The organism is Trinickia fusca, from assembly GCF_003628145.1.
GTDB lineage: Bacteria > Pseudomonadota > Gammaproteobacteria > Burkholderiales > Burkholderiaceae > Trinickia > Trinickia fusca.
Genome location: NZ_RBZV01000010.1, coordinates 16,836 through 41,739 on the forward strand (window position 1 = coordinate 16,836; position 24,904 = coordinate 41,739).

18 protein-coding genes and 1 pseudogene are annotated in these 24,904 nt (G+C 63.1%); 10 read left to right on the top strand and 9 right to left on the bottom strand.

Features of this window, described 5'->3' with window-relative positions:
- Positions 1 to 22: 22 nt before the first annotated feature.
- The 4 genes from D7S89_RS20155 to D7S89_RS20175 form a co-directional block, all read right to left on the bottom strand.
- Positions 23 to 4,870 carry an RHS repeat domain-containing protein gene (locus D7S89_RS20155; protein ID WP_121280419.1) on the bottom strand — a complete coding sequence of 1,616 codons (4,848 nt, stop codon included), beginning with the start codon at positions 4,868 to 4,870 and terminating at the stop codon, positions 23 to 25.
- Positions 4,871 to 4,959: 89 nt separating this feature from the next.
- On the bottom strand, positions 4,960 to 5,928 hold the full coding sequence (locus D7S89_RS20160; RefSeq protein WP_121280421.1) for a hypothetical protein: 969 nt from the start codon (positions 5,926 to 5,928) through the stop codon (positions 4,960 to 4,962).
- Between the two features lie 53 nt (positions 5,929 to 5,981).
- Positions 5,982 to 6,437 (bottom strand): hypothetical protein, encoded by a 456-nt coding sequence (locus D7S89_RS20165; RefSeq protein WP_147426715.1) that lies wholly within the window; start codon positions 6,435 to 6,437, stop codon positions 5,982 to 5,984.
- A 333-nt stretch (positions 6,438 to 6,770) separates the two neighbouring features.
- The gene (locus D7S89_RS20175; RefSeq protein WP_183085283.1) at positions 6,771 to 7,814 is read right to left on the bottom strand and encodes a hypothetical protein; all 1,044 of its coding nucleotides are present in this window, start codon (positions 7,812 to 7,814) and stop codon (positions 6,771 to 6,773) included.
- 174 nt (positions 7,815 to 7,988) lie between these two features.
- Between D7S89_RS20175 and D7S89_RS20180 the strand changes: the two genes are divergently transcribed.
- Complete coding sequence (locus tag D7S89_RS20180; RefSeq protein WP_121280427.1) at positions 7,989 to 8,900, top strand: ATP adenylyltransferase family protein; 912 nt, start codon at positions 7,989 to 7,991, stop codon at positions 8,898 to 8,900.
- Between the two features lie 52 nt (positions 8,901 to 8,952).
- Positions 8,953 to 10,500, top strand: coding sequence for an SH3 domain-containing C40 family peptidase (locus tag D7S89_RS20185; RefSeq protein ID WP_121280704.1), 1,548 nt, complete (start codon positions 8,953 to 8,955; stop codon positions 10,498 to 10,500).
- A 73-nt stretch (positions 10,501 to 10,573) separates the two neighbouring features.
- On the opposite strand, the gene D7S89_RS20190 is transcribed toward D7S89_RS20185, so the two are convergent.
- The gene (locus D7S89_RS20190; RefSeq protein ID WP_121280429.1) at positions 10,574 to 11,326 is read right to left on the bottom strand and encodes a fumarylacetoacetate hydrolase family protein; all 753 of its coding nucleotides are present in this window, start codon (positions 11,324 to 11,326) and stop codon (positions 10,574 to 10,576) included.
- A 105-nt stretch (positions 11,327 to 11,431) separates the two neighbouring features.
- Positions 11,432 to 12,408, bottom strand: a pseudogene (locus D7S89_RS20195) (aldo/keto reductase).
- 198 nt (positions 12,409 to 12,606) lie between these two features.
- Between D7S89_RS20195 and D7S89_RS20200 the strand changes: the two are divergent.
- A complete protein-coding gene (locus tag D7S89_RS20200; RefSeq protein ID WP_121280431.1) occupies positions 12,607 to 13,509 on the top strand; it encodes a LysR family transcriptional regulator in 903 nt (300 codons plus the stop codon).
- A gap of 149 nt (positions 13,510 to 13,658) precedes the next feature.
- Here D7S89_RS20200 and D7S89_RS20205 read toward each other — a convergent pair whose 3' ends face one another.
- Both D7S89_RS20205 and D7S89_RS20210 read right to left on the bottom strand, forming a co-directional pair.
- On the bottom strand, positions 13,659 to 14,852 hold the full coding sequence (locus tag D7S89_RS20205; RefSeq protein WP_121280705.1) for a porin: 1,194 nt from the start codon (positions 14,850 to 14,852) through the stop codon (positions 13,659 to 13,661).
- A 323-nt stretch (positions 14,853 to 15,175) separates the two neighbouring features.
- Complete coding sequence (locus tag D7S89_RS20210) at positions 15,176 to 15,613, bottom strand: hypothetical protein (protein WP_121280432.1); 438 nt, start codon at positions 15,611 to 15,613, stop codon at positions 15,176 to 15,178.
- A gap of 148 nt (positions 15,614 to 15,761) precedes the next feature.
- Here D7S89_RS20210 and D7S89_RS20215 point away from each other — a divergent pair, with 148 nt between their 5' ends.
- Genes D7S89_RS20215 through D7S89_RS20245 form a run of 7 tightly spaced genes read left to right on the top strand, consistent with a single transcriptional unit; the run spans position 15,762 to position 23,008 of the window.
- Positions 15,762 to 16,457, top strand: a complete 696-nt coding sequence (locus D7S89_RS20215) for a CDP-alcohol phosphatidyltransferase family protein (RefSeq protein WP_121280434.1) — start codon at positions 15,762 to 15,764, stop codon at positions 16,455 to 16,457.
- The gene (locus D7S89_RS20220) at positions 16,454 to 17,236 is read left to right on the top strand and encodes a HalD/BesD family halogenase (protein ID WP_121280436.1); all 783 of its coding nucleotides are present in this window, start codon (positions 16,454 to 16,456) and stop codon (positions 17,234 to 17,236) included. The genes D7S89_RS20215 and D7S89_RS20220 overlap by 4 nt, the downstream gene beginning before the upstream one ends.
- Entirely contained in the window at positions 17,233 to 18,237 is a 1,005-nt protein-coding gene (locus D7S89_RS20225; protein WP_121280438.1) for a flippase-like domain-containing protein, read from the top strand. Before D7S89_RS20220 ends, D7S89_RS20225 begins: the two co-directional genes overlap by 4 nt.
- 43 nt (positions 18,238 to 18,280) lie before the next feature.
- Complete coding sequence (locus tag D7S89_RS20230) at positions 18,281 to 19,045, top strand: phosphocholine cytidylyltransferase family protein (protein ID WP_121280707.1); 765 nt, start codon at positions 18,281 to 18,283, stop codon at positions 19,043 to 19,045.
- Positions 19,042 to 20,745, top strand: coding sequence for a phosphoenolpyruvate mutase (aepX, locus tag D7S89_RS20235; protein WP_121280440.1), 1,704 nt, complete (start codon positions 19,042 to 19,044; stop codon positions 20,743 to 20,745). Before D7S89_RS20230 ends, aepX begins: the two co-directional genes overlap by 4 nt.
- On the top strand, positions 20,742 to 21,908 hold the full coding sequence (aepY, locus tag D7S89_RS20240) for a phosphonopyruvate decarboxylase (RefSeq protein WP_121280442.1): 1,167 nt from the start codon (positions 20,742 to 20,744) through the stop codon (positions 21,906 to 21,908). Before aepX ends, aepY begins: the two co-directional genes overlap by 4 nt.
- A 32-nt stretch (positions 21,909 to 21,940) precedes the next feature.
- Positions 21,941 to 23,008, top strand: coding sequence for a 2-aminoethylphosphonate aminotransferase (locus tag D7S89_RS20245; RefSeq protein WP_121280444.1), 1,068 nt, complete (start codon positions 21,941 to 21,943; stop codon positions 23,006 to 23,008).
- 145 nt (positions 23,009 to 23,153) lie between these two features.
- Here the strand turns inward: D7S89_RS20245 and D7S89_RS20250 are convergent, their stop codons facing one another.
- The gene (locus tag D7S89_RS20250; protein ID WP_121280446.1) at positions 23,154 to 24,605 is read right to left on the bottom strand and encodes a sialidase family protein; all 1,452 of its coding nucleotides are present in this window, start codon (positions 24,603 to 24,605) and stop codon (positions 23,154 to 23,156) included.
- Between the last annotated feature and the right edge of the window lie 299 nt (positions 24,606 to 24,904).

The window sequence follows — 24,904 nt, forward strand, 5'->3', positions numbered from 1 at the left end:
CCGTGATGAGCCGCGCGGTTGGCTACAGACGCGTGATCTGCTGCTCGCCCGGAGCCGTAGCACCGACACGGCGCACGGCTTCGTTTGCACGCGAGGCGGCCGATTCGCCCACGGTCTGCGCACCGGGCGTGCCCGGCGCATCTTGCACGACGCTTCTGCCGGCCCCCGCCCTGCCCGCAATCGACTGTGGCACCTGCGCGCGCTCGACCATGCGCCCGTTGCGCGAGGCAAGCGCCACTTCGCTGAAGAAACTCGTCCACCCCGCCCCGGCGAGCGCTAACGACAAACCGCTCAACGTATACGAGAGCCACTCCGGCGGCTCCTTGCCGAATGCCTCGGCGATCTGCGTCGAGGCACTCTGCGCGCTGGCCGCCACCGACAGCGTGGAGCGCCCGATCGCAAACCGCTTGCTTGCTACCGACACGGTGCTGCGCGGGGTGCTTGCAGCACTCTTCACCGCGCTCGACACGCTATAGACCGAGGATGCCGCGCCGAAACCCGTCGATACCCATCCCAGGATGCCGGCCCTTTCAGGGTCGCTTTCGGACAGCGCCGACGACGCGATCGCCGTCGCACTGGCGGCCAAATCGGCCACGGCGAAGCCCACCCCCAGCACCCCCGAAACCGTGGCCGACGGCACGGTCGCAAATGTCGCAAGCCCCGCGCTCGCTTGCGCGAGGCCTGCCGAAATCGCGACGCCGGTGCCGAGCGAGGCCACGGTAATCGCAATCGCCACGACGCCGATCGCAATGCCCAGAATCGACTGCCAGCTCAGGTTGCCGGTCGGATCGATGCGATTGATCGGGTCGCCGAGGCAGTAGGCGTAGGGGTTGATACCGCCGCCATCGAACGGACTCAACGCATCGGGGCTCGTGAAGCGCATCAGTTGCGGATCGTAAAGACGCCGACCGTTACCGAGCAGATAACCGCCTGCCAGCGCATCGAACGGCTCACCATTGAAGCCGAGCAGTCCCGGCAACCCGGCTTGGAGTGTCCGATCGCCGTACGGCGTGTAGGCAATCTCCGTGGACGCACTACCCTCGCCTGCCAGCACTAGCCGCACGCTCTGCCCGGCATCGCTGCCATACAACGACGTGCGTGCACGCGTACCGCCATCGTGCTGCGCAAGCAGCAGCTCGCCGTCGCGCACGTAGCTGCGCTCAGTGCCGTCGCCGGTTTCGCTGACGAGCCGAGCGTCGCGATAGGTGCGGCGCGTGCTCGTACCCTCGTCGCGTTCGCAAGCGATCAGCGTATCGCGTGCATCGTAACGGTAGCGCCCTTGCCCGCCGCCTTGAGATGGCGTGACTTCGACGAGCCGCCCTAGCGAGTCGTACCGATAGACGCGCGCCGATGCGCGAACGAGATTGCCGTCGGCGTCGTAGGAGAATGTTTCGGTCTCCGGATAATCCGCGTGGCTGTTCGTGACCGCGGTCATCTGCGTCGGGTCTTCGGCGTTCTCGTATCGATACCGAGCGACGTTTTGTCCGCCGGCGAATTCGGTGGTCACTTCGACGAAATTGTCCCATTCGTCGTAGACGTAGCGTTGCCCCAGAATCCCGTTGCCGTAGGGATCATGTGCCGGCTGCGAGCCCGAGCAACGGTAAGCGACGAGACGCCCGCGCGCGTCGTACGCATAGACTTCTTCGCGCGACGTCTCGCCACCGACACGCGTAGTACGGCGGGCAAGCTTGTCGCCGTACGTGTAGGCCTGCGTCGTCACGGTATGCGCCGTAGTACCGACCGCAAACGTGCGCTCGATTTCGCGGCCGAAGTCGTCATAGGCGCACGTCATCGTCAGCGTACGGTCGGTGTTCATGTCCTGCGTGATGGTTCGCTCGATCCGGCCGAAAGCGTCATAGCTGATACGGCTCGTCAGCGTCCCATAGTCGATCGACGCGAGCCGTCCCGCACTGTCGTAATCGCTGCGCTGGGTGCGGCCGAACCGGTCCGTGTAGTGCAACGGCCGCCCTTGCAGCGACGCGATGTGGCGCACCTCAGGCGACTGACCGTCCTCGGTCCATTGTTCCCGGCGTAGATGGCCCTGCGGCGAATACTCGAAATGATGCTCGCCTTGCCCTTCGCTGCGCATCGAAATGAGCTTGGCGATGCGGGCGTCATAGACATAGCGCTCGTCGAGTTCGCCCACGCTGCGATGCACGGGTTCGTCGGTCAGACCTGGTTCGTACTCGAAGCGAATCGTGGCGTCGGACGGTGTGCGCTCGATCGAAGGCCGCCCGTAGCCGCCGCTGTAGCCGAACGTGCGGCGGCGCCCGCCGATGGTACGGCTCACGAGCCGCTCGAGCCCGTCGAACGTCTGTTGGCCCGCGCTCATCGTCCCGCCGCTCCCCGGACGTACGCGTACTTCGATCGGCAAATCGGCGCTGCTGTGCCGAGCATAAAGATACTCGAGCACCATACCGTCAGGCAGCATGCGCTGCGTCGTGCGACCGAACACATCGTAAGCAAACTCCGTGACGTTGCCGACCGCATCCGTCTCGCGCACGCAGCGGCCGAGTCCGTCATATTCGCTGGCGCTCGTGCGATGGCAGGCACCGTTCCGATCGCAGCGCTCGATCGACACCGGCGTGCCGAACGCATTGCGCCGCGTGACGATGCGGCCCGATACGCGGCCTTGTGCATCTTCGAGCCATGCCGTTTCGACGCGGTCGATCGGGTCCGTCACGTGGTGTTCGATGACGCCATCGGGGCGTATCGTCGCACGGCGCTGGCTCCAATCGTCGTACTCGTGCCGACTCGGCAGCGCGAGCGGACGCTCGTCGAGCCAGTCCGTGTGGACTTCTTCGACGAGCCGGCCCAATGCGTCGTAGCGTGCTTCGTACGTGAGCCGATATGGCGCGCCGGCAGCTGCGTCCTCTTGGATCTCGATGCGGCTCTCGCGATGTAGACCGTCGTACCACGTGCGCGTGGTCAGTCCGTTTGCATCGGTCACGCTCACATACACCGGGTCGTCCGCCGTACCGGCGAGCGCGTACTGGTAGCTTCTCGTCGCTTCGTAGGCGGTGCCAGGTGCCGTCGTTTCCATCACCACGCGGCCCAGCGGGTCATACACGTAGCCTACGTGCGCGCCACCCTCGCTTTCGATGTCCAGATCCTGACCGTCGACGAGCGAGCTCAATACCGACGAGACGCGTTTGCTGCCGTCGAAGCCGGTTATCGTCGTGACGATGCGCAATGCGGCCGACTGCAACGCGTAGCCGTACGAAGTATGCGTGGTCAGGCCATCGAGCGTCGTGGTTTGCTCCCGCTCGCGCAGGTGCAGGAACGAATCGGAAGGCGTATTGAAGTACGTGGTCCCGGTCTCGCGCACGAGTCGATCGCTGCCTGCTTCTTGCGCGTAAAGCGACTCATGCGTACACACGACGGTGGCAGGCGCGTAGGGCAGTAGCGAAGGAATCGACGCATAGCGATAGCGCGTGACCATCACGGGCGCATCGGCTTCGGCCGCCGCTGGAATCACGCGCTTTTCCTTCACGAAGCGCGCAAAGCCGAGCGGATCCGCAGGGCACCCCTCGCCGCCTTCGGCCGGGTAGTACTCGTACTGCTCGACCACACCGGCCGCATCCACTTGACGCAAGAGGTTGCCGTACTCGTCGAAGGCGGTGGTGACGACTTCTTCCCGATGCCGCCCGGGCTCGCTGTTGAGGTGCCATGATGTCACGGTCGTCCTCGGCAACTGGCATTGCGCTGGTTGATCGGCGTAGGGCCGCCCATCGAGCAAGTAATACTGCGTCTCCTGGCGGCGCACGTGGCCGCCCTCGTTGACCTCCTCGCTGACGATCAGGTGAAAACGGTTATAGACGCGCGTCGTCGTCCGTACCGCTCGCTCCGCTTCGCCGTCGCCCACCATCAGCGTCTCCACCGAATCGTAGCGATAGTCCTCGAGCACCTTGCACAGGTTGTCTTCACCGTCCACCCATATAAGGCCGTTCGCTCCGTAGCCCAGAAAGTTGCGCGCCGAATAGCGATAGACGGTGCGGATCGGCGGCTGCCCCACGCGTGGCCCGCGCACATGCTCGATCACATAGGGCAGATAGCGTTGCGAGGCGCCATTCGGAAACTCATGCCCTTGCGCCACGTGGCGCACGAGCTCGAAGCCCCCGAGCGGCGTGTCGACACGCGAGATGACCGTTTGCCCGCCTATCGTGTCGTACTCGAAGCGCCAGGACGCGCGATTGTCGACCGGCAGGCGCAACTCCGTGACGCGATCGTTGACGAGCCACAGCGACAACGTGGCCGCTTGCGGCGTGCCGGGCCAAAGAACGATGGAGACGAGCCCGGCCGTACGCTCGATCGACATCAGCACCCGTTCGTCGTCGCGCACCTCGTTCAGCATGCGCCGGCCGAGAAACATCGTATAGCCCAAGCGCAGCGAGCGCCCTTCGGGGGAGCGAATCGCCGACGGCAGGTAAACGCTGTCGCTGGTGCCCGCATTCGACAGCACTTCACTCAAGCCCGACTTGTAGGTGACGACGAAATCGCTGCCAGTCTTCTCGACGCGAAACGTGTGCAGCTTTTGATCCTCGATGACAAGCTTGGGGCCCGTATCGAGTGCGCGATAGGTCTCGCCGCTCGACAGGCGCAACTGCTTCGCTATCGGATCGTAGCTCGACAGGCGCAGCGACCAGCCGATGCCGAAGCCGCAATCGTCCGGCTGCATGGGATTGAAGGCCAGCGATGCCGGCAACGCCGGGCCTGCCAATCCGTTCGCCATGACTTGCGGCAGCGACAAGCTGACCGTATAGAGCCCCGTGCGTGGATCGACACCGGTCTCGACGAAGCTCAGGAAATTGAATGCGTTCGAATACACGGCCGCGGCTTGCGCCGGGCCCGCCTGATCGGGCGTCGTCATGAGGCAACCCTCTTGGTTCGTGGATAGTGGTACTGGCAACGACGACAACGTGAAGGCTCCGGCACCTTCGTACCGGCGCGGTGTTGTGCTCAGCGTCTGGTGATCACGAGCTCGTTGCGATTCGAAGACGATTTGAACGACAGGCGCAGCGGGTAGTCGGTGCCGAACTCGTCGCGCGCGTCGACGTCGCACGCCCCTTTGTGCACGCTACCGGCACTGCTCTGGCTGATACGGTTCGAGCGGATCAGGATCACGATGCCCTCCCCATCGCTCGGTTCCCTGATGGGACTGTGCTTGCGGCTGTTGAACAGTGCCGGCACGCTATAGTTGGCGACCGTGCTGCCCGGCGTGCCAAAGCCCGTGAAGCTGAACAGCTCGCTCGCCGGGTTTGCGCTCTCCCACTGGAACGTGCTGGCCGGCCTCACGTTGAACTCGCGCAGCTTTACGCGATTGCCGTTGATCGAGAGCCCGCAGTAGTAGTAATCGACGGTCTCCAAATCCCAATCGTCGTCATCGCCCACGATACGCTTCACTTTCCACTCGTAATCGACGGCCCGCGTCTGCTCCAGGCTCGGCAAGCGCTCGGGCAGAGCTTCGATGAACTGTTTCACCTTATCTGATGTGAAGACCGTACCGTCGTCGTTGCGCACTAGCGCGCCGATTCGCTTCGGCGCCTCATCGATCGTCTGCACATATCGCACGGCGAACGAATACTCCGACGACGGCGCGGGACCTTCACCTTCCGCCTCACGAGCACCTGGAAAGAATTCGTACTCGTTGCGTGTGTCCGTGGTTCCCCACCCTTGCGTGACGGCACCCGAGGCCGGCACGGGCGGCAGTTCCTCGCCACTGTTGTAGTCGGTCAAGCGAACACTTCGCATCTCCGCCTCGCTCAACGGCACAATCTGGCCCTGCCCATTGCGCGCACGCAGCTTGACCGTGACTTCGACTTGCTGCCGGCCATTGCGATAAAGCCGGTTGCTGGGCGAGCTCACTTCGACTTCGAACGTCTCCAGACTCGTCCAGCTCGATAACGTATGCGCCTGTTGCGTACTCATGACATCCTCCGAGATTGGCTGTTGCTTCGTTCAAGCTCGCCCGCGCACGTTTATCACTGGGCCGCGTTGTCTTCGGTGCTCAGCGGCGCATTCCAAACCTTCAGGCATGAAACCTTGCCGTGCAACTGCCCTGATTTATCGCGGCCGCCAGACATCAGGGTGTCGTGAATCAGGTGCCCCGCTGGCAAGCCACGGCTCGCATCGACGGCCGTGATGCGAATGTTGCGGTTGCTGTCGCCTTTACCCGTCTTGTAGGTCGCGAAGCTCTCGTTTTCCTTGCAATCGGGGTTGTTGTAGATGCCGAACTGAACGCCGTCCTCAGCGCCGGAGATCGAGAAGTAATAGTCGTCGTCGTTCGAGCACGAATTGCTCGAATGCTTGAAGTTGGTCGTGCCGTTTTTCATCGTAATGCGGCAATCGACGTACGACTCGCCTTGCTTTCTGTAAAACGTAATGACCGGTGCTGCAATCGCCTGGCTAGCCATCGTTGCACACAAAAGCACAAGCATGGCCATAATCGCTTTTCGCATAATCGCTCTCCTTATCGATGAAAAATGCGGGAGGCATAATGGCGACCGCCATATGCCTTTTTTGGGCAAGCGCGTGCCGAGCCGGGCCTTCCAGCAAGGCATTCGCAAGGTATTTTCTGAATCAAGCGGGACTACGCAGCAGGCAGTCTATAGGACAGCGATTCAGCACCACAAGTATTTTTATATGGATAAAGACAGGCCTGAGCGAAGACAAATGTGAAGCAAGCGCATAAATCACGCGATGCCAATTAATTATTTTTATCCGAATTTTCAAACCACCGCACTTGAAATGAATTTCAACCGCTTTATTGCTCAAGCATCGAGTGTTTTGGACCGCATCACGCGACCCAGTGCCGTGCGCACGACAAACCGCAGCCGCAGGCGTCTCGCAAGCAACCGCTTCGCCCACGCGCGCAGCTGCCCGATACGATGCGCGATCGAAATGGCGCGCCACAATCGCGCAGGATCGAATGCTTCATGACGAGCCTCATGCTCGATCAGCGTCTTGCTGCCCGGCAGATGCAGGAATGCGCAGCGGCTGAACCAGTAGAGATTGCGATGCGTATTGCCGGGCCAAAGCCGGCCGACGGCCTGATACGCCCCGACGTCGACGAGCCTTTCGCCGCTTTGCGCGAGCAAGCTGAGCGCGGCCGAAATGAACGCTTCGTCGCCGTGATGATGCAGGTTCGAGATTTCAGCCACGTAGCGCACAAAGCAACGCTTGCCGCAGGCAACGAGACGGCTCAGAAACGCAGGGGTGCACAGCAGAAACTCGCCGCCATACCAGCGCGGATTCTCGAGCGTGCAGCCCGCGACAGCCTCCAGGTCGGCAATTACGCGTGCGCTGCCGTAAACCGGGAACACCTGATCGGAGATATCGAACACGCCGGCACCGAGCCGCGCGCTGCGCTCGACAAGGCCCTCATCGAGCTCGCGCATCGCGACCATATCGGTATCGAGCAGCAACAGCAGCGCATCGTGCGGCAATGTCGACGCGACCTGGCTCATCAAGTCGAGCTTGAAATGCGCGGCGTAGAACGGCGTACTTTTGGGTAGGTCGACACGCGTGACGAGCAAGGCATGGACGACCGGGCGCTCGTTCGCAGACGTAGCGGCAAGCGCGTCCATGACCTCGTCGACCGCATTCGTATAGATGTGCAGACGCGGCATACCCTCGCGCAGCAGCGATTTGTTCAGACAGACCGCCTGCCGAACGTAGGACGCCGGATCATTGCTACGACAGTTCGGACTCGCAGCGCCGGCCGCGTCGAGGTAAACGAGCGCGCATGGCACGACCGAGCGCACTGCGGCGCGCTTGCGCTCGCTTGCAAGGACATCACTGGTTTGTATCGTCATAGGCTCGCACCTGTCGACGCGCCCTCCACTCTGGTTCGTTATTGCGCTCCGCAAGGCGTGTGCCAGAAAACAAAGCCGGCCCGGAGCGCTGAAGTCGATTTCCGATGATATGAAGGAGCGAGCGCCCATTTGCGCCACAATGTCGCCATTGAAAGCCACGCCAAAGCTTGCTCCATGCCCTCTGTTCTCCTTCGGCCCGGCACGTTATGGCCCGCAATCGTGCGGAGCACGTCTCACGCGCTCGAGCGCGGCGCCTTGCGCCCCATCGAGACCGTGCAGACCTCGCTCGAGGACGACGGCGTACGCTTCTTCATCCGTCAGGTGTCGAGTCTCGTGCACAAGGCCCGCAGCCAGGCGGAGCAGGCGCAGCAGCCGTCACGGGCAAGCGTCGACCCGTTCCTGCCCTACGATCCAGACCTGTTCGTCGCCGACATCTCCGACACGCACGTTGCCCTGCTGAACAAATTCAACGTCATCGACCATCATCTGCTGATCGTGACGCGCGCCTATGAGTCGCAGGAAGCATTGCTCGATCTCGCCGACTTCACGGCCTGGTGTGCTTGCCTTGCCGAATTCGATGGCCTCGGCTTCTACAACGGCGGCCAGGAAGCCGGCGCGAGTCAGCCTCACAAGCACTTGCAGATCGTGCCGCTGCCGCTCGGCGATACAGACACGGCGTTGCCCATAGGGCCACTCATCGATAGGGCATCGCTGGAAGACGACATCGGCACACTACCCGCGCTGCCGTTTGCGCATGCCTTCGCGCGCCTCAGACCTGCGGCGCACCAAGCGGCCCCGCAGGTGGCGCTTGCCTGTTATCGCGCGATGATCGCCAAGCTCGCCTTGAAAACGACGACCGTGGACGGCCAGGCGCATCAAGTCACGCCTTACAACCTATTGATGACGCCGCGCTGGATGTTGCTCGTGCCGCGCTCGGTCGAACACGTCGAAGGCCTGTCGGTCAACGCACTGGGCTTCGCAGGGTCGCTGTTCGTGCGCGATGCCACTCAGATGCAGCGCGTGCGGGAGCTCGGCCCGATGACGATCTTGCAACGCGCCACGCTGCCGCGCACGGCACACGCTTGATCGGGCGGCTATCATCATGACCGAGCACGTTCCCTTGCACCATTCGCACACGATGGCTACCACCGCTTCCGCCACACCCCGCTTCTCGCTGCTGCTACGCCCGCTGCAGCTGTCCGCACTCGTGCTCTGTGCGGCCCTCGCCGCCTGCGCGACGCAACCGTCGGCGCTACCGTCCGCACCGACTGCAGCCTCAGTCGACCCGATCGGACTCTTTCCGATGGCGTCGTACGATCAGAACGTCGATCACTGGATCGATCCGGCGAGCCCCGACTACGACAAGCCGTTTCTGAACGCCGACGAACAGCATGCCCACCTCGACGCGCTGTTCGCCCGCTACTTCGGCCGCGCCGAGCACGACCCGTCGCCGTGGAATCCTGCGTTCGTCCGCGAGCGTGTCTATCACCAGGGCGGCCAGGACATCGTCGATCTGCAACTGCGCCGCATCGCGCACTACGACAACGCAGGCAAGGACGAGAAGCGCCTCGGCTATGGACAGAACGATCGGCCGCATACGACGCAATGGATCGATGCGATCGAGAAAAACATGAACGTCCAGCAATTCGCGCAAGCGCCGCGCTATATGCCAGCCGCCCGCGCGATTGCCACTGGCAACCTGCTCGTGCGCGAGCTGCCGACGATGGACCCGTCGTTCTATTCCCGTCGCCTGGCGGGCGAAGGCTACCCGTTCGATAACCTGCAAATCTCCGCCATCCGCCCCGGCACACCGCTGTACGTGCTCGGCCACAGCGCCGACGGCGCGTGGGACTACGTGCAGACGCCGGACGTGCAAGGCTGGGTGCAGTCGAGCGCGGTCGCACAGGTGGACGACGCGTTCGTCGATACCTGGACACGCGGCGCGCACAAGGCTTGGGGCGCGGTCATCGCCGCCTCGGCGAGCGTGCGCGACGAAGGCGGCGCGTTCCGTTTCGATGCGCCTGCGGGTACGTTACTGCCGCTCGCGCACCCCACAGGGACAGGCGCGCGCACGGTGCTCGTACCCGTGCGCGATCTCGACGGCCGAGCCGGCATTCGTCATGCCACGCTCAGCGATGCCCAAATCGCGCCGATGCCGTATGCCGCCACGCCACGGCATCTGGCTGCGCTGATCAAAGCGTTGATCGGCCGCCCTTACGGCTGGGGCAACACCGGCTTCTATAACGATTGCTCGTCCGAGCTGCAAAGTATCTTCACGGCGTTCGGCGTGTGGCTGCCGCGTCATTCGTCAGCCCAAATGACGGCTGGGCACATGACCGATCTGTCCGCTCAAACACCGAGCGAACGGCTCGCATTCCTCATGCGCAACGGCGTGCCGATGCGCACGCTGATCTACATCGGCGGCCACGTCATGCTGTATCTGGGCAACACGACACGCGACGGCAATGCCGTGCCCGTCGTCTACCAGGACATCTGGGGGCTGCGGCCAGAAGACAACAGCCGGCGCGCGGTCATTGGTGGCTCGGTGATCCTGCCACTGTTGTTACGTATTCCTGAAGATCCGTCGTTGCAATCGCTGGCGGGCACACCGATCTTCCAGATCAGCGTGCTCGGCGCACCGAGCGGCTCGGCACCGCCGCCCGATGAGGAAAACCCGGCGAGCTGAGCAAGCCATACGCCATACGCCGTACGATCCATCACGGCGGCGGATCGTCGGCGCGTGTGTCGGGCTTGCTACCTCAAACGATCTCGAATTCGATCTGCCCCAGGCCCTCGATCGTCCCCCGCACACGCCCCGGCTTCGTCACCATGTACAGCGGCATATAAGTGCCCGTGGTCAGCACGGTGCCCGCTGGGATCGAATGACCGTTCCCGAGCGTGCGTGCAACGAGCCAAGCCACGAGGCGCCGCGGATCGCCGGCTGGATGACTGGCGCGGCGGCGAACGACTTCATGGCCGTCGTGATAGAACGCGATGGCCGGCGACTTGAAGTCGAAGTTGCGATCGTACGGCCGCGTATCGCCGATCACGAGCGCGCCGTTGTTCTGCAGATCGGCCAGTTGCAACAGCGGGCTCACGTTGGGCCACGCTTCGAAGCGGCTGTCGACGACTTCGACGACGACCGACATCGCGTCGATCGCATCGAACGTGTCCTCGGCGCGCTCGGCGAAGGTCCGATCGATGTCGACCGCGAAGCTGAACGCGATCTCGAGCTCGAGGCCTACATGCGCGTAGTCGGCCAGGCGGATGCCCGAGGCTGCGCGGAATACCTTTTTGGCCGGCAGCGGCGCGCATTGGGGCTCGGCATCGGGCGATGGCGCGCCGATCTTGTAACCGGCACACCCGCCGAGCTCGGCGAGGACCCATTGCTGCACGAGGTACGCGTCGTCGGCATTGGCCGGCTCCGGCACATCGAGGGGCGTCGTGCCGATCGGCTCATGCGAACGGTGCGCCTTCACCAGGCGCGCGGCCAGCGTTTGCATCGGGGTCATGGGCGTCTCCTATTTTTGGGTACAGCGAAACGCTGCCAGGATACCCCGAGGCAAGTTGCGCGCCAGCCCCCCGTGAGCGGTTTTACGCGCGCAGTCGACGCAACATCAACGCGGCAGGTGCCCCATCTGCGCTTGCGGATAGCGCGTGCCCGCCGCCGCACCGGCCGGAATAGCCGCCTCGATGCGAGAAAGATCATCGGGGGACAGCGTCAATTCGGCTGCAGCGAGTGCATCGACCAGCTGCGTTCGACGCCGCGCACCGACGAGCGGCACGATGTCTTCGCCGCGTGAGAGCGCCCAGGCAATCGCGACACGCGCCGGGTTCGCGCCGCGCTCGTCTGCAATCGCACGCAACGCCTCGACGAGCGCCAGGTTGTGCGTGAGGTTCTCGCCGCTGAAACGCGGGCTCGCGCCACGAAAGTCACGCTCGCCTTCGACCACTGCCCGCTCAGCAAGCCACGTGAGAGTACGCCGTAGGCGGTCACACCGATGCCGAGCTCGCGGCACACCGGCAGAATCTCGGCCTCGATGTCGCGCGAGAGCAGCGAATATTCGATCTGCAAGTCGGCGATCGGCGCGACGGCGTGCGCACGACGAATGGTTTCGACACCGACCTCCGACAACCCGATGTGGCGCACGTATCCGGCCTTCACGAGATCGGCGATGGCACCGACCGTCTCTTCGATCGGTACATTCGGGTCCAAACGTGCCGGTCGGTAGACGTCGATGTAGTCGGTACCGAGCCGCCGCAGCGTGTAAGCGACGAAGTTGCGCACGGCGCCCGGCCGGCTGTCGTAGCCGACGAACGTACCCGCCGGATCGCGCAGTGCGCCGAACTTCACGCTGATCTGGACGTTTTCACGCTGCCGGCCGCGCAATGCATCGCGAATCAGCAGTTCATTGGCCCCCATACCGTAGAAGTCGCCCGTGTCGAGCAGCGTGATGCCGGCATCGAGCGCGGCGTGAATCGTTGCTATGCTCTCGTCCTGATCGGCCGGCCCGTATAGATCGGACATGCCCATACAGCCGAGACCGATTGCCGATACCTGCGGGCCTGTGCGGCCGAGTCGTCGAGTGTTCATGCGTAGGCTCCTTTAGCTTTAACGAGGTGCGCCGGCAAACGGCACAGCGCTTGATGGGCATTGTGCACAGGCGATCATGCGCGATAAACAGGCCGCACTCGATCAATTTATTCGAGCCGAATTACCAATCCAGGACGCACTGACCGCCGCACCGGATGACGCTGCGACGGCCTGCCCAAGCCATCGAATCGACGACCTATGGACCATTTGCAAGCAATGAGAGTGTTCGCGCGCGTCGCGCAACTCGGCAGTTTCACGAAGGCAGCCGAGCAGATGCAGTTGCCGCGCCCGAGCGTCAGCAATGCGATCCAGTATCTGGAGGAACACTTGCGCGTGCGTCTGTTGCAACGCACGACGCGGCGCGTGTCGCTGACGCACGAGGGCAGCGCCTATTACGCGCGCTGTGTGCAGGTGCTTGCCGACATCGACGACGCCGAAGCCCTGTTCGTCGATGCCACGGCAGGCCCGCGCGGCGCGATTCGCGTCGATTTGCCCGAGCGCTTCGCCCTGCATAGAGTCATTCCGGCGTTGCCCGAGTTCTTCGCGAGCTATCCCGACATTCGCATCGTGCTCAGCGCGGCGGATCGTTTCGTCGATCTCGTCGAAGACGGCATCGATTGTGCGGTGCGCGTGGGAACGCTGCACGACACGTCGCTCGTGGCCAAGCGCATCGGTGAATTCGATCAGATCAATTGTGCGTCGCCGGCCTACCTCGAACGTTACGGTATGCCGCAAACGCCCGAAGACTTGCCGCAGCATGTGGCGGTCGGCTTCTTCTCGAGCCGCACCGGCCGTGACCTCGATTGGGAATACGAAGAGGATGGCGAGCTGCGCACGGTGCCGATGCGCAGCAGCGTGTCGGTCAACAGCGGTCAGGCCTACCTGGCCTGCTGCCTGGCGGGGCTCGGCCTCGTCCAGATGCCACGCGAAAACATCGAGTCGCTGCTCGAGAGCGGCGAGCTCGTCGAAGTACTACGCGATTGGAAGACGCCGGCGATGCCGGTGTCGGTCTTGTTTCCGCACAGCCGCCATCTGGCGCCGCGCGTGCGGATCTTCATCGATTGGGTCGCGGGATTGCTCGGCAACGGGAATAACGGCTGAAGCGCGCCCGGAAAAGAAAAAACCCATTCGCAGCACGAAGCTTCGAATGGGTCGAGTCGAAAGTGGCGACGGCACCGCTTGCGCGGTAGGCCCGCCATCGATCGTAACCGTCGCACGGTACACAAGGTACCGCGCGACGTTGTTCTTGCTTAGAACTTGTGACGGATGCCGACGCGAGCCAGCACTTGCTTCGACGTGCTCGAGTGGTCGTCCGCGCCCGGAATGAACGCGCTGTCCAGCGTCGACGAACCCGTCTTGTCGCCTGCAACCTGCTGGAACGCGCCTTGGACGTACACGTCCGTGCGCTTCGACAGGTTGTAGTCGGCCATCAGACCGAACGTGTGGATCTTCGGCTTCGCGCTGCCAGCCGTCGTGTCGTAGTTCTCCATCGTGTACACGTACTGCGCACCCAGGTACAGAGCCGGCGTGAGCTGGTACTTGCCGTTGATTTCGAAGTTCTGGAAGCGCAGGCGGTTCACGCCAGCGTGAGCCAGTGCGCCCGTCGTCGCCACCACCGAATCGTTGCCCACGAACATGTTGTCGTTGCCCGTCGGGTTGTTGATCGTCGAATTCGTGTACACGAAGCCAGCCGTCGCCGGGCCGAACGTGTAGTTCACGCCAGCACCGAAGATGCGCAGACGCGTCGAGATGAAGTTCTCATCGGCACCTTGGCCAGAGCTGTTAGGACCGGCGATTGCGCCACCCGAGGTCATACCCGGGTTGTTTGCTTGCAGGTAAGCCGCCGCAACAGCGAGGCCACCATTCGTATACTGCGTGCCGACGCTGTACTGGCGGTTGTTCGCGAAGTTCGTGTCGTTGCTGAAGCTGTACGTTGCACCGAATTGGAAGCCTGCGAAATCCGGGCTCGCGTACTTAACGGTGTTGTTCACACGGAACGAGTTGTCCGTGTTGTCGTTGTCATACGGGTGCGAGAAAATCGTGCCGCCCCAGTTACCGTTGGCCGTCAGCGGTGCCAGGTAGTCGACGAGCGCGTCGTATTGACGGCCCAACGTGACGGTACCGAAGCCGTCTTTCGACAGGCCGACGAACGCTTGACGGCCAAATTCGCGGCTGCCTTCGCCCAGCTTGCCGTTGTTCACGTTAAAACCGTTTTCCAATTGGAATACTGCCTTGAGGCCGCCGCCCAGGTCTTCCGAACCCTTCAGGCCCCAACGGCTGCCCTGCACGACGCCGCTTTGGAGCTCATAGACATGGCCACCGTTCACGTTGTTCGTGTAGTTGAAGCCTTCATCGATCAAACCGTACAGCGTGACGCTGTTTTGCGCGAAAGCAGGCGCTGCAAAAGCCGTCAACACCGCCACAGAAATTACATGCTTCTTCATCGAATGCTCCAAACCTTTTATTGGAAGAATATATTTTTCGTCGCTCGCTCTTATTCGTCGGCAGCGACTTGAATAGCTGGGCTGCATATCAACAGCAGCGGGTGGGATAGTTGCATGACGAAACCCGGAAGTCCATTCTGGTGCACGTTTGCAGCACGAAACGTTGCGCATAGCCAACTATCGGCACGCGTTCGACGCAGTTGACAGCCCACCCGAGGACAAAAAAATCCGAACAATAAGGTGTAACCCCTAAACGCGGGTCACAATTAATTCAAAATGGGGCAATAACGTCGCGCGCGATCAGTCCCACGCGCGCGCCGAACTTAATCCCGATCGCAAAAGATGGCAGTAATAAAGGGACCGACGTGATGCACGATCGCGGGGCTGTGCGCCCCCTCCACCGCCGCGCGCACCTTTTCCGTGCTACCCAATACAACGGCACCATAGGCCGAGCGCGACAGCATCTTGCCGTCGCCTGGCCGAAAGATCGGGTCGTCTTTCTCGAAGCCGACGATCGCGAATACGTGGAAACCGAAGGCACTCAGCGACGCACCGCTCGCGGGGTTGAACGCGTTGATCGAATTGTCTTCGACGTGCATCGGTTGCGGCTCGATGAGCTTGTCGTCGAGCAGCTTGCTGACGAAGTCGTGTGCCGAGCGGTCGCAATGGAGAGGCGCATCGAGGTCGACTGCACAGGCCGACATCGGCACGAACGCAATGGCCGCCACAGCGGCCAGGACGGCAATCAGCTTGCTTGTCATGAGAGGGCACCCGATGAGAAGGCACGCACTTTAACGCTTTTGCCATTCAGGCGCAGAAGCCGGTGCCACCGGACGGCCCGCGCATCGATAACGCTTGGTAATGCGCTCAAAACGACGCTGCCTCGCAAAAGCGTATATATTGCTGCGGATGGATAAAAGTGCCGCTACAACGCCTCGCGCCACGCCCTTGTCGCCTCCATCCACCTGGGATGCCCGCCTCGCCCGACGTCTCGTCACGCCGCTCAAGGACACGCGCGTCACGCCCAACCACTTGACGACGGTCAGGCTTCTGACCGGCCTCGCGGGCGCGCTGTGCCTCGCGCAAGGCGGCTTCGCCTGGATCAATGCGGGCGCGCTGCTGATCGTGCTGTCCAATTTCATCGACCATACCGATGGCGAACTGGCGCGCATCAGCGGCAAATCGAGCAAGATCGGCCACTTCTACGATCTTGCCAGCGACGCGCTCGTCACGGTCGCGCTGTTCGTCTCGATGGGGATCGGCATCGCCGCGCACGGCGAACGACTCCTCCCCTCGCCGATCGTGCTCGGCGGCATTGCAGGCGTCGCCGTTGCGCTGATTTTCTACCTGCGCATGCGTATCGAATCGCTGGCCGGCAAGGCCGGCACGAAGCAGGCAGCGGCTGCCGGCTTCGAAACCGAGGACGTCCTCTATCTACTGCCGCTCGTCACGCTGGCAAACGGCGTCGAGCCGTTCGTCATCGCGGCCGCATTCGGCGCGCCACTGTTTGCACTCTGGGTTGCGATCGACTACCGACGCGTCATGCGCGTCATGCGGCAGCCTCGGCCCGCGCAACAGGCACCCGAAATGCGGATGTCGCGATGACGGCCCCGGTTGCCACGAACGACGTCCGTGCCACACTCGATGACGCGCTCGCTACGCGTACGCGAGCGCTCGACACCGCGCGGTTGAAGGGCAGCTTCGTCGATGACGGTGCGTTTCTCTATCTCGAGGACTTCCTGCCGCCCGAGCAGACCGCGCAGCTCGTGCAAGCAGCCCGCGATCTGACGCGCGTCGTCAATCGCAACTATCTGCCCGGTCACAAGCAAGGCGGCAGCGTCAGCCGTCACACGATCGACGAGCAGGCGCCGTTCATCGCCGAGCTCTATCGTTCGCCGGCCCTGATCCGCTGGCTCGAATCGATCACCGGCGATGCGCTGCTGCCCTCGCCCGACGACGATCCGCATGCCTATGCGCTGTACTACTACACGCGCCCGGGCGATCACATCGGCTGGCATTACGACACGTCCTATTACGATGGCCGCCGCTATACGCTGCTGCTCGGCGTGATCGAGGAGTCCTCGTGCCGGCTCGACTACGAATTGCATACGCGCACGCCCGGCGCGCAAGCGGTGCCGGGCTCGATCCAGTATCCGCCCGGCGCGATCGTGCTGTTCGACGGCGACAAGCTGCGCCATCGCATCACCCCACTGGGCGCCGACGAAATACGCGTGTCGCTGACGTTCGAGTACGTGACCAACGCGAGCATGCGTCCGTGGTGGCGATTCATCTCCAACATGAAAGACGCGATCGCCTACTTCGGCTTTCGGCAGGTGTTCCGCCGCTTGGCCGGGCGCCGGCCCGCTACCAGGAATACCGCATGACGCGAGCGGCGATGATCCTGCTCTCGTTTGGCACCGCGCTCTTCGTTGCACTGCTTGCCTGGCAGGGTATCGGTGCCATCGGCACGATGCTTGCTGCCGCCGGCTGGGGCTTGCTGCTCGTGGCCGCGTTCCACATCGTGCCGCTCATCATCGACGCAGGTGCCCTTCACGTGCTCGTCAGACGCCGCACGTCGTTTGTCGATGCGCTGCTCGCGCGCTGGGCCGGCGAATCGGTCAACAGCCTCTTACCGGCCGGCCAGCTCGGGGGGCCCGTCGTGATGGCGCGGCATCTCGCGCAGCGCGGCGCGCCGATGCGCGACGCCGCGGCTGCCGTCACCGTCGGCACCACGATGCAAGCGCTGGCCCAAATCGCGTTCGCGCTGCTCGGGCTCGGCACGTTCGCGGTCTATGCCGGCGCGAGCGGCCATCCGACGCCGCAAGGCGTGCGCACGGCCGCCGTCTTGGCAAGCATCGTGCTGGCGCTCGCGCTCGGCGCGTTCTACGTGGCGCAACGCCGCGGCCTGTTCGGGCGCTTCGTGCGCACGGCGGCGAGGGTATTGGGCAAACGCGACTGGTCAGCACTTGCCATGCGCGCCGATGCGATCGACGATGGCGTACGCGCGCTCTACGGCGATCGCCGGCGCGTGGCCGCGACATTCGCGCTCAGCTTGGTAGGCTGGCTCGTCGGCGTCGGCGAGGTGTGGCTTGCGCTCGCGGTGCTCGGCCATCCCGTCGATTGGCTCGATGCGTTGCTGCTCGAAAGCGTGGGCCAGGCGATTCGCGGCGCGGCCTTCGCTATTCCGGGCTCGCTCGGCGCGCAAGAAGGCGGTTATCTGCTGCTTGCCCCGATCGTCGGCCTTGCGCCCGATACCGCACTCGCCCTGTCGCTCGCCAAGCGTGCACGCGAACTCGTGCTGGGCCTGCCCGGCATTTTGTATTTGCATTGGAGTGAACGGAATTGGCAGCGTCGGAGAGCACCCGGCCTGCCGCTCGCCGATTGACGCCGCGCCTGCGGCGCTCGGCCTTTGCAAGGAGAAAAACAACATGCGAGCAATCATTCTGGCCGCGGGCCTCGGGCTACGCCTCCAGCAGCCGCCCCAGCAGCAGTTTCCGAAGTGCCTGCTGCGCTTCAACGGCATCACGCTGCTCGAGCGTCATTTGCACGCACTGAAGGCCGCGGGCGTCACCGACATCGTGCTCGCGCTCGGTTTTCAACCCGAACAGATCGAAGCCGAGCTGGCGACGCTGGGCTGGCAGCCGAAGCCCGAAATCGTCCTCAACCCGCGCTACGACCTCGGCAGCGTGCTGACCGTGCACACGGTCGCCGATGCGCTCACGCGCGGCGGCGACGTGCTGCTGATGGACGCCGACGTGCTCTACGACGAAGCGATCCTGCGCAAGCTGGTCGCCGATGACAGCGCCGATCGTCTGCTGATCGATCGCGACTTCGAAGCGGGCGACGAGCCGGTCAAGCTGTGCGTGAAGGACGGCGTGCCGGTCGAGCTGCGCAAACAACTCGCGGTCGGTCTGCAATACGACACGATCGGCGAATCGGTCGGCTTCTTCCGCTTCCGCGAAGAGACGGCGCTGCGTCTTGCGCAGATCGTCGCTGGCTACGTCGATAGCGGTCGAGCCAACATGCCGCACGAGGAAGCCGTACGCGACCTGCTGCTCGAAGGCGGGCACACGTTCGACGTCGCCGACGTCACGGGCCTGCCGTGGATCGAGATCGACTTTCCGAACGATGTCGCGCGTGCGGCCGACGAAGTGCTGCCGCGCTTGCCCGTCACTACCGGAGCCGCACGATGAACGCGCGCGAGGCGATCGCTCCCCCCGCGTCGCGATTTGCGCGGCTGCGCCAGATGCTCGTGAGCGACGAGCTCGATTTTCTGATGGAAGCGCATAACGGCCTGTCGGCCCGCATCGTGCGCGAAGCCGGCTTCAAGGGAATCTGGGCATCGGGCCTGGCGATCTCGGCGCAGTTCGGCGTGCGCGACAACAACGAAGCGAGCTGGACGCAAGTCGTCGACACGCTCGAGTTCATGGCCGACGCCAGCGACCTGCCCATCCTGCTCGACGGCGACACCGGCTACGGCAACTTCAACAATGTGCGTCGGCTCGTGCGCAAGCTCGAGCAACGCGGCATCGCGGGCGTGTGCATCGAGGACAAGGTCTTTCCCAAGACCAACAGCTTCATCGGCGGCGAGCGCCAGCCGCTCGCCGAGATCGACGAGTTCTGCGGCAAGATCAAGGCCGGCAAGGATTCGCAGACCGAAAGCGACTTCTCGATCGTCGCGCGCGTCGAAGCGCTGATCGCCGGCTGGGGACTCGAGGAAGCGCTCACGCGTGCCGAAGCGTACCGCCGCGCCGGGGCCGACGCGATCCTGATCCACAGCAAGCTGTCGCGCCCCGACGAGATTCTCGCATTCGCGCGCGAATGGGCGCAGCGCGCGCCGCTCGTCATCGTGCCGACGAAGTACTACAGCACGCCGACCGAAGTGTTCCGCAAGGCCGGCATCAATCTCGTGATCTGGGCCAACCACCTCGTGCGCGGGGCCGCCTCGTCGATGCAGGCGGTGGCGAAGGAAATCCACGACAGCGAAACGCTCGTGAACGTCGAAGAGCGCATTGCCAGCGTCGACGAAATCTTTCGCCTGCAGAATGCCGACGAATATTCGGAGGCCGAACGAATCTACCTGTCGAGTGCGCGTGGCGCGGGCAGCGCGATCGTGCTGGCCGCGAGCCGCGGCAAGGGTCTCGAGGCCGTCACGGCCGAACGTCCGAAGGTCATGCTGCCGGTGGCCGGCAAGCCGCTGCTGCGCTGGCTCGTCGACGCGTTCAAGAAGCAAGGGGTCAACGACGTCACAGTGGTCGGCGGCTATCGCGCCGACGCGATCGACACGACCGGCATCAAGCTCGTCGTCAACGAGCGCCATGCGCAAACGGGCGAGCTCGCCTCGCTCGCGTGCGCGATCGACACGCTCGCGAGCGCCGATACCGTCATCTCCTACGGTGACCTGCTGTTTCGCCACTACATCCTGCGCGATCTCGCCGAAAACGAGGCCCCGTTCACCGTCGTCGTCGATTCATCGCTGACGCAACCGTCGAATCAGAGCGTGCGCGATTTTGCGTACTGCTCGGCCTCCGACGACCGCGCGTTGTTCGGCAACAAGACGCTACTCAAGCGCATCGAGAGCGGCGCCTACGACACGCGCAACGGGCCGCCGCCGCACGGCCGCTGGATCGGGTTGCTCGGCGTGCGAGGCGACGGACGCGAACGGCTGCGCGCGATGCTCGCCGCGCTGCGCGAGCGGCCCGACTTCGACACGCTCGACATGCCCGCACTGATCAACGCACTCATCGATGCTGGCGAAGCGATCGACGTGCAGTACGTGCACGGCCATTGGTGCGGCGTGAACGACCTCGAAGACTTCCGTCGCGCGGGTGACTTCGCGCATGCGCAGACACCGTTCGCGCTCGCGCGCCAACCTCATGGAGACGCGCGATGATCGACGCTGCGCAGTTCGTCGACGCAGCGCGCCACCGCGGCTTTCAGTGGTATGCAGGCGTCCCCTGCTCGTTCCTCACGCCATTCATCAACTACGTGCTGCAGGACCCGAATCTGCATTACGTGAGCGCGGCCAACGAGGGCGATGCGGTCGCCTTCATCGCCGGCGTAGCGCTCGGCGCGCGTAACGGCGTACGCGGCGTCACGATGATGCAGAACTCCGGCCTCGGCAACGCGGTCAGCCCGCTCACGTCGCTGACCTGGACCTTCCGCCTGCCGCAATTGTTGATCGTCACTTGGCGCGGCGAACCCGGCGTCGCGGACGAGCCGCAGCACGCACTGATGGGCCCGATCACGCCTCAACTGCTCGAGACGATGGAGATTCCGTGGGAGCCGTTCCCGCGCGACGCAAGCGAACTCGAGCCCGCGCTCGAGCGCGCCGTCGCGCACATGGACGCCACGGGCCGCCCCTATGCACTCGTCATGCACAAGGGCAGCGTCGCACCGTATGAGCTCAAGGCCACGCCGCCGTTGGCCCGGCCGGCGCTGGTCGCGCCGCGCACGCATTGGCGCGATGTCGCGCCCGAGGCGCTGCCGTCGCGACGCGACGCACTCGAGCGCGTGATCGCGCATACACCGCTCGAGTCGACCGTCGTGCTGGCGTCGACAGGCTTTTGCGGAAGAGAACTGTATGCGCTCGACGATCGGCCCAATCAGCTCTATATGGTGGGCTCGATGGGTTGCGTCACGCCGTTTGCGTTGGGCCTCGCATTGGCGCGCCCCGATTTGCGCGTGGTGGCGCTCGACGGCGACGGCGCCGCGCTCATGCGCATGGGCGCTTTCGCCACGCTCGGTGCATACGGCCCGGCGAACCTCGTACACCTTCTGCTCGACAACGGCGCGCACGATTCGACGGGCGGCCAGGCCACGGTGTCCCCGCAGGTATCGTTCGCGGGTGTGGCGGCGGCCTGCGGCTACGGCTCGGCCGTCGAGGGCGACCATGTGGGGCTCGTCGACGAACTGCTCGCGGCACCGCGTTCGGGCTCCGGCGCCTCGTTCGCGCGCCTTACGATCCGACGCGGTACGCCCGACGGCCTGCCGCGCCCCACGATCACGCCTGCCGATGTGAAGACACGCCTGATGCGCCATATCGGCGCCGCCTGACGACGATTAGCGATTAGATTAGGAGTCCCACGATGTTGCTGTTGAATCCCGGCCCCGTCACGCTGACCGAACGCGTGCGTCGCAGCCTGCTGCAAACGGACCTGTGCCATCGCGAAAGCGAGTTCTACGACTTGCAGGACGAAGCACGGGCTAGGCTGCTCGAGGTCTACGATCTCGATCCTGCCCAATGGTCTGCCGTGTTGATGACCGGCTCAGGCACAGCGGCCGTCGAAAGCATGATCGCGGCCCTCGTGCCGCAGCAAGGCAAGCTGCTCGTCGTGCAAAATGGTGTGTACGGCGAGCGTATTGCCAGCATCGCCAAGCAATACGGCATCGCGCACGACGTGCTCGACCACGACTGGATGCAAGCGCCCGATCCCGCCCGCATCGCGGCGCAGCTCGATGCCGATCGCACGATCACGCACGTGGCCGTCATCCACCACGAAACGACGACGGGGCGCTTGAACAATCTGTGCACGCTCTCTGCGCTATGCCACGCGCGCGGCGTGCAGATGCTCGTCGACGGCGTCAGCAGCTTCGGCGCGGAGTCTATCGATTTCGTCAGCAGCCCGATCGCGGCGGTTGCCGCCACCGCGAACAAATGCCTGCACGGTGTGCCCGGCGCCGCGTTCGTGATCGTCAAGCGTGAGGCGCTTGCGCAAGCGGTGAGCCGCACGTACTACCTCGATCTCAAGCGGCTGGCCAGTTTGCAGGATCAGCGCAATACGCCGTTTACCCCGTCGGTGCACGCGTATTACGCGCTCGTCGAAGCGCTGTGCGAATTCGTCGACGAGGGTGGCCTGAAGGCGCGTCATGCACGCTACGAGGCGCTGGCGGAACAAGTGCGCGCGGGACTCGCTGCGCTAGGCGTCGAACCGGCGCTGCCGCCCGAGCAATCGTCGGTCGTGCTGCGCGCGTATCGGCTGCCCACGGGTGTCACCTATGAGCAATTGCACGATGGGCTCAAGGCGCAAGGTTTCGTCATTTATGCGGGGCAAGGCGGCTTGTCGGCACAGTTGTTCCGCATCTCGACGATGGGTGCGATCGAGCCCGGCGATATCGAACGGCTGCTGCAGGCGTTCGGTCAGTTGTTACAGTGAGTGTGTGCCCCGGGGCGGCATTGAAGTGACCGCCCCGGAAATGATGTTGATCCATCCTCGACAAACAGTCCGCGCGCCGCGTTAGCCATCCAACCAGGCGGAGGCAAGCGGCAGATTCGCGGCAGCGCGGGCAAGGCCTACGATGCTACTGGGCGAATACCCCATTCAATGGCTGCGGGCTCGACCAAGTCGTTCCATCGCTTGACTTTACGTAAAGAATTGCCTGACTTCCATCATTCGCCATGTATGCAATATACAGGGATCCGTTATAAGCGCAAATCGACGGTGAGCTACCCGCGGAAACGCCGGGAATCAGAGCGTATTGCCACGGCGGGTTCTCGATATACACGCCTGAATAGAGCGAGTGGCCATCCGAGCCAAGGAAGGCGATATACAATTTCCCATTGAGGACGGTCAGTGAAGGCGAGCCGCTTATGATGATGCCGACGTAGCTCGGCTGCGGGGTTTCCCAGGTAAATCCGTCAGTAGAAATTGTATAATATAGCTCTTGTCGAGATGTATTTTGCTTGTAAGCGCAATAAATCGTCCCGTTAAAATTGGCAAGTGCCGGGGCGCTTCCAATCTGAACATTTTTAATTGCCGTAGCAGGTGCTTGCCAAGTAACACCATCCGTGGACTTCGTCACATACATTGTGTGACTCGAATCATTTGCCTGGAAGGCGAGCAGAACCTCACCATTGAGCTCACACATGCTACCCGGGCTTCCCATATAGACATCCTGCACAATCGTTCCCTCAAGGTCATTAGAGAATAATTGAAGCAGCTTGGCCGGCGAAGCGGGAGCAGTTTGTTGTTTCTCGGCAGTTGTATTGGCATAGACCGACGGAAAAGCGACCAACCCCTGGCCATTGAATGCAATGCCATTGGGTGAGTCCTCGATTTGCATAATATTGACCGATATAGGCGGATAATACCAATTTTGGCCGTCTGTGGAGAAGGAGTTAGACAGGGTCTGGTTGCTGGCCGACCTGAAGGCGACATAAAGCTCATCGCCAACAGCGTATAGAGAAGGTTGCCGGTCAGTGATGAAGTAATTGCCGGAACTCTCCGCGCCATACGCCGCCTGCACTGCCGGTTGGGCCGAGGAAATCGAGCAGGCAGAAACCGCCTTGACACAGTCTTCGACCAAAAAAGCGAATGCTACGAGCTGTGCGACGATGAACGCCACCAACGCGACGCCATCCGTCGCCAATGCGGATACAATCACGGCGACGGCTGAAACGCCGTAGAGAATCATGTTGTACCAGGTTAATGTTTTCTGGAACGCCTTTCCGACAGCAGGCAAGCATCCGCCCTTATAGATGATTCCCAAAATTTTGAATATACCCCAGGCCTGCTGCTCGGCAGTTACCCCCTCCTGTGAAAGCGTATAAATAACGACCTCGATCTGACTGGCAACCGGCCACACTGCCTCCGCCATATCCGCAGCGGCTGAAGCGGAAATTCCGGCGCGGAGTTCCACGGCGCCTGCGGCCAGGCAAACAGCATCGAAGACGACGTAACCCACTGCAATAGTACAATCGTTCGATACGGATGCCGAGGTCGCACCCTGCGAGAGCATGGAAGTGTTGGTCATTTGCCTTCCTCTTTCAATAGACGATTATTCGATGGTGTTATCGAAGGATATCGACTGCAATTGCAAGAGACATGGTGCAAACGGGGAACGTCCCAGATCGGGACGCTATTGCTGCCGACAGCGTTGGATGGCTGGTAAGAGGACGTAAAGTTATTTGAGCAGAACCTGTGATCGCGCTTGGCGATGCTCTGCTTAGAAAGCGTGATTCGGAACGCCTCGGTCTGCCGGATCAGGGCCAAGCGTGAATTGGGCTGCCGGCAGATTGCTGTTACCGGTGCGGTGAGACACAGCGCTGGCAC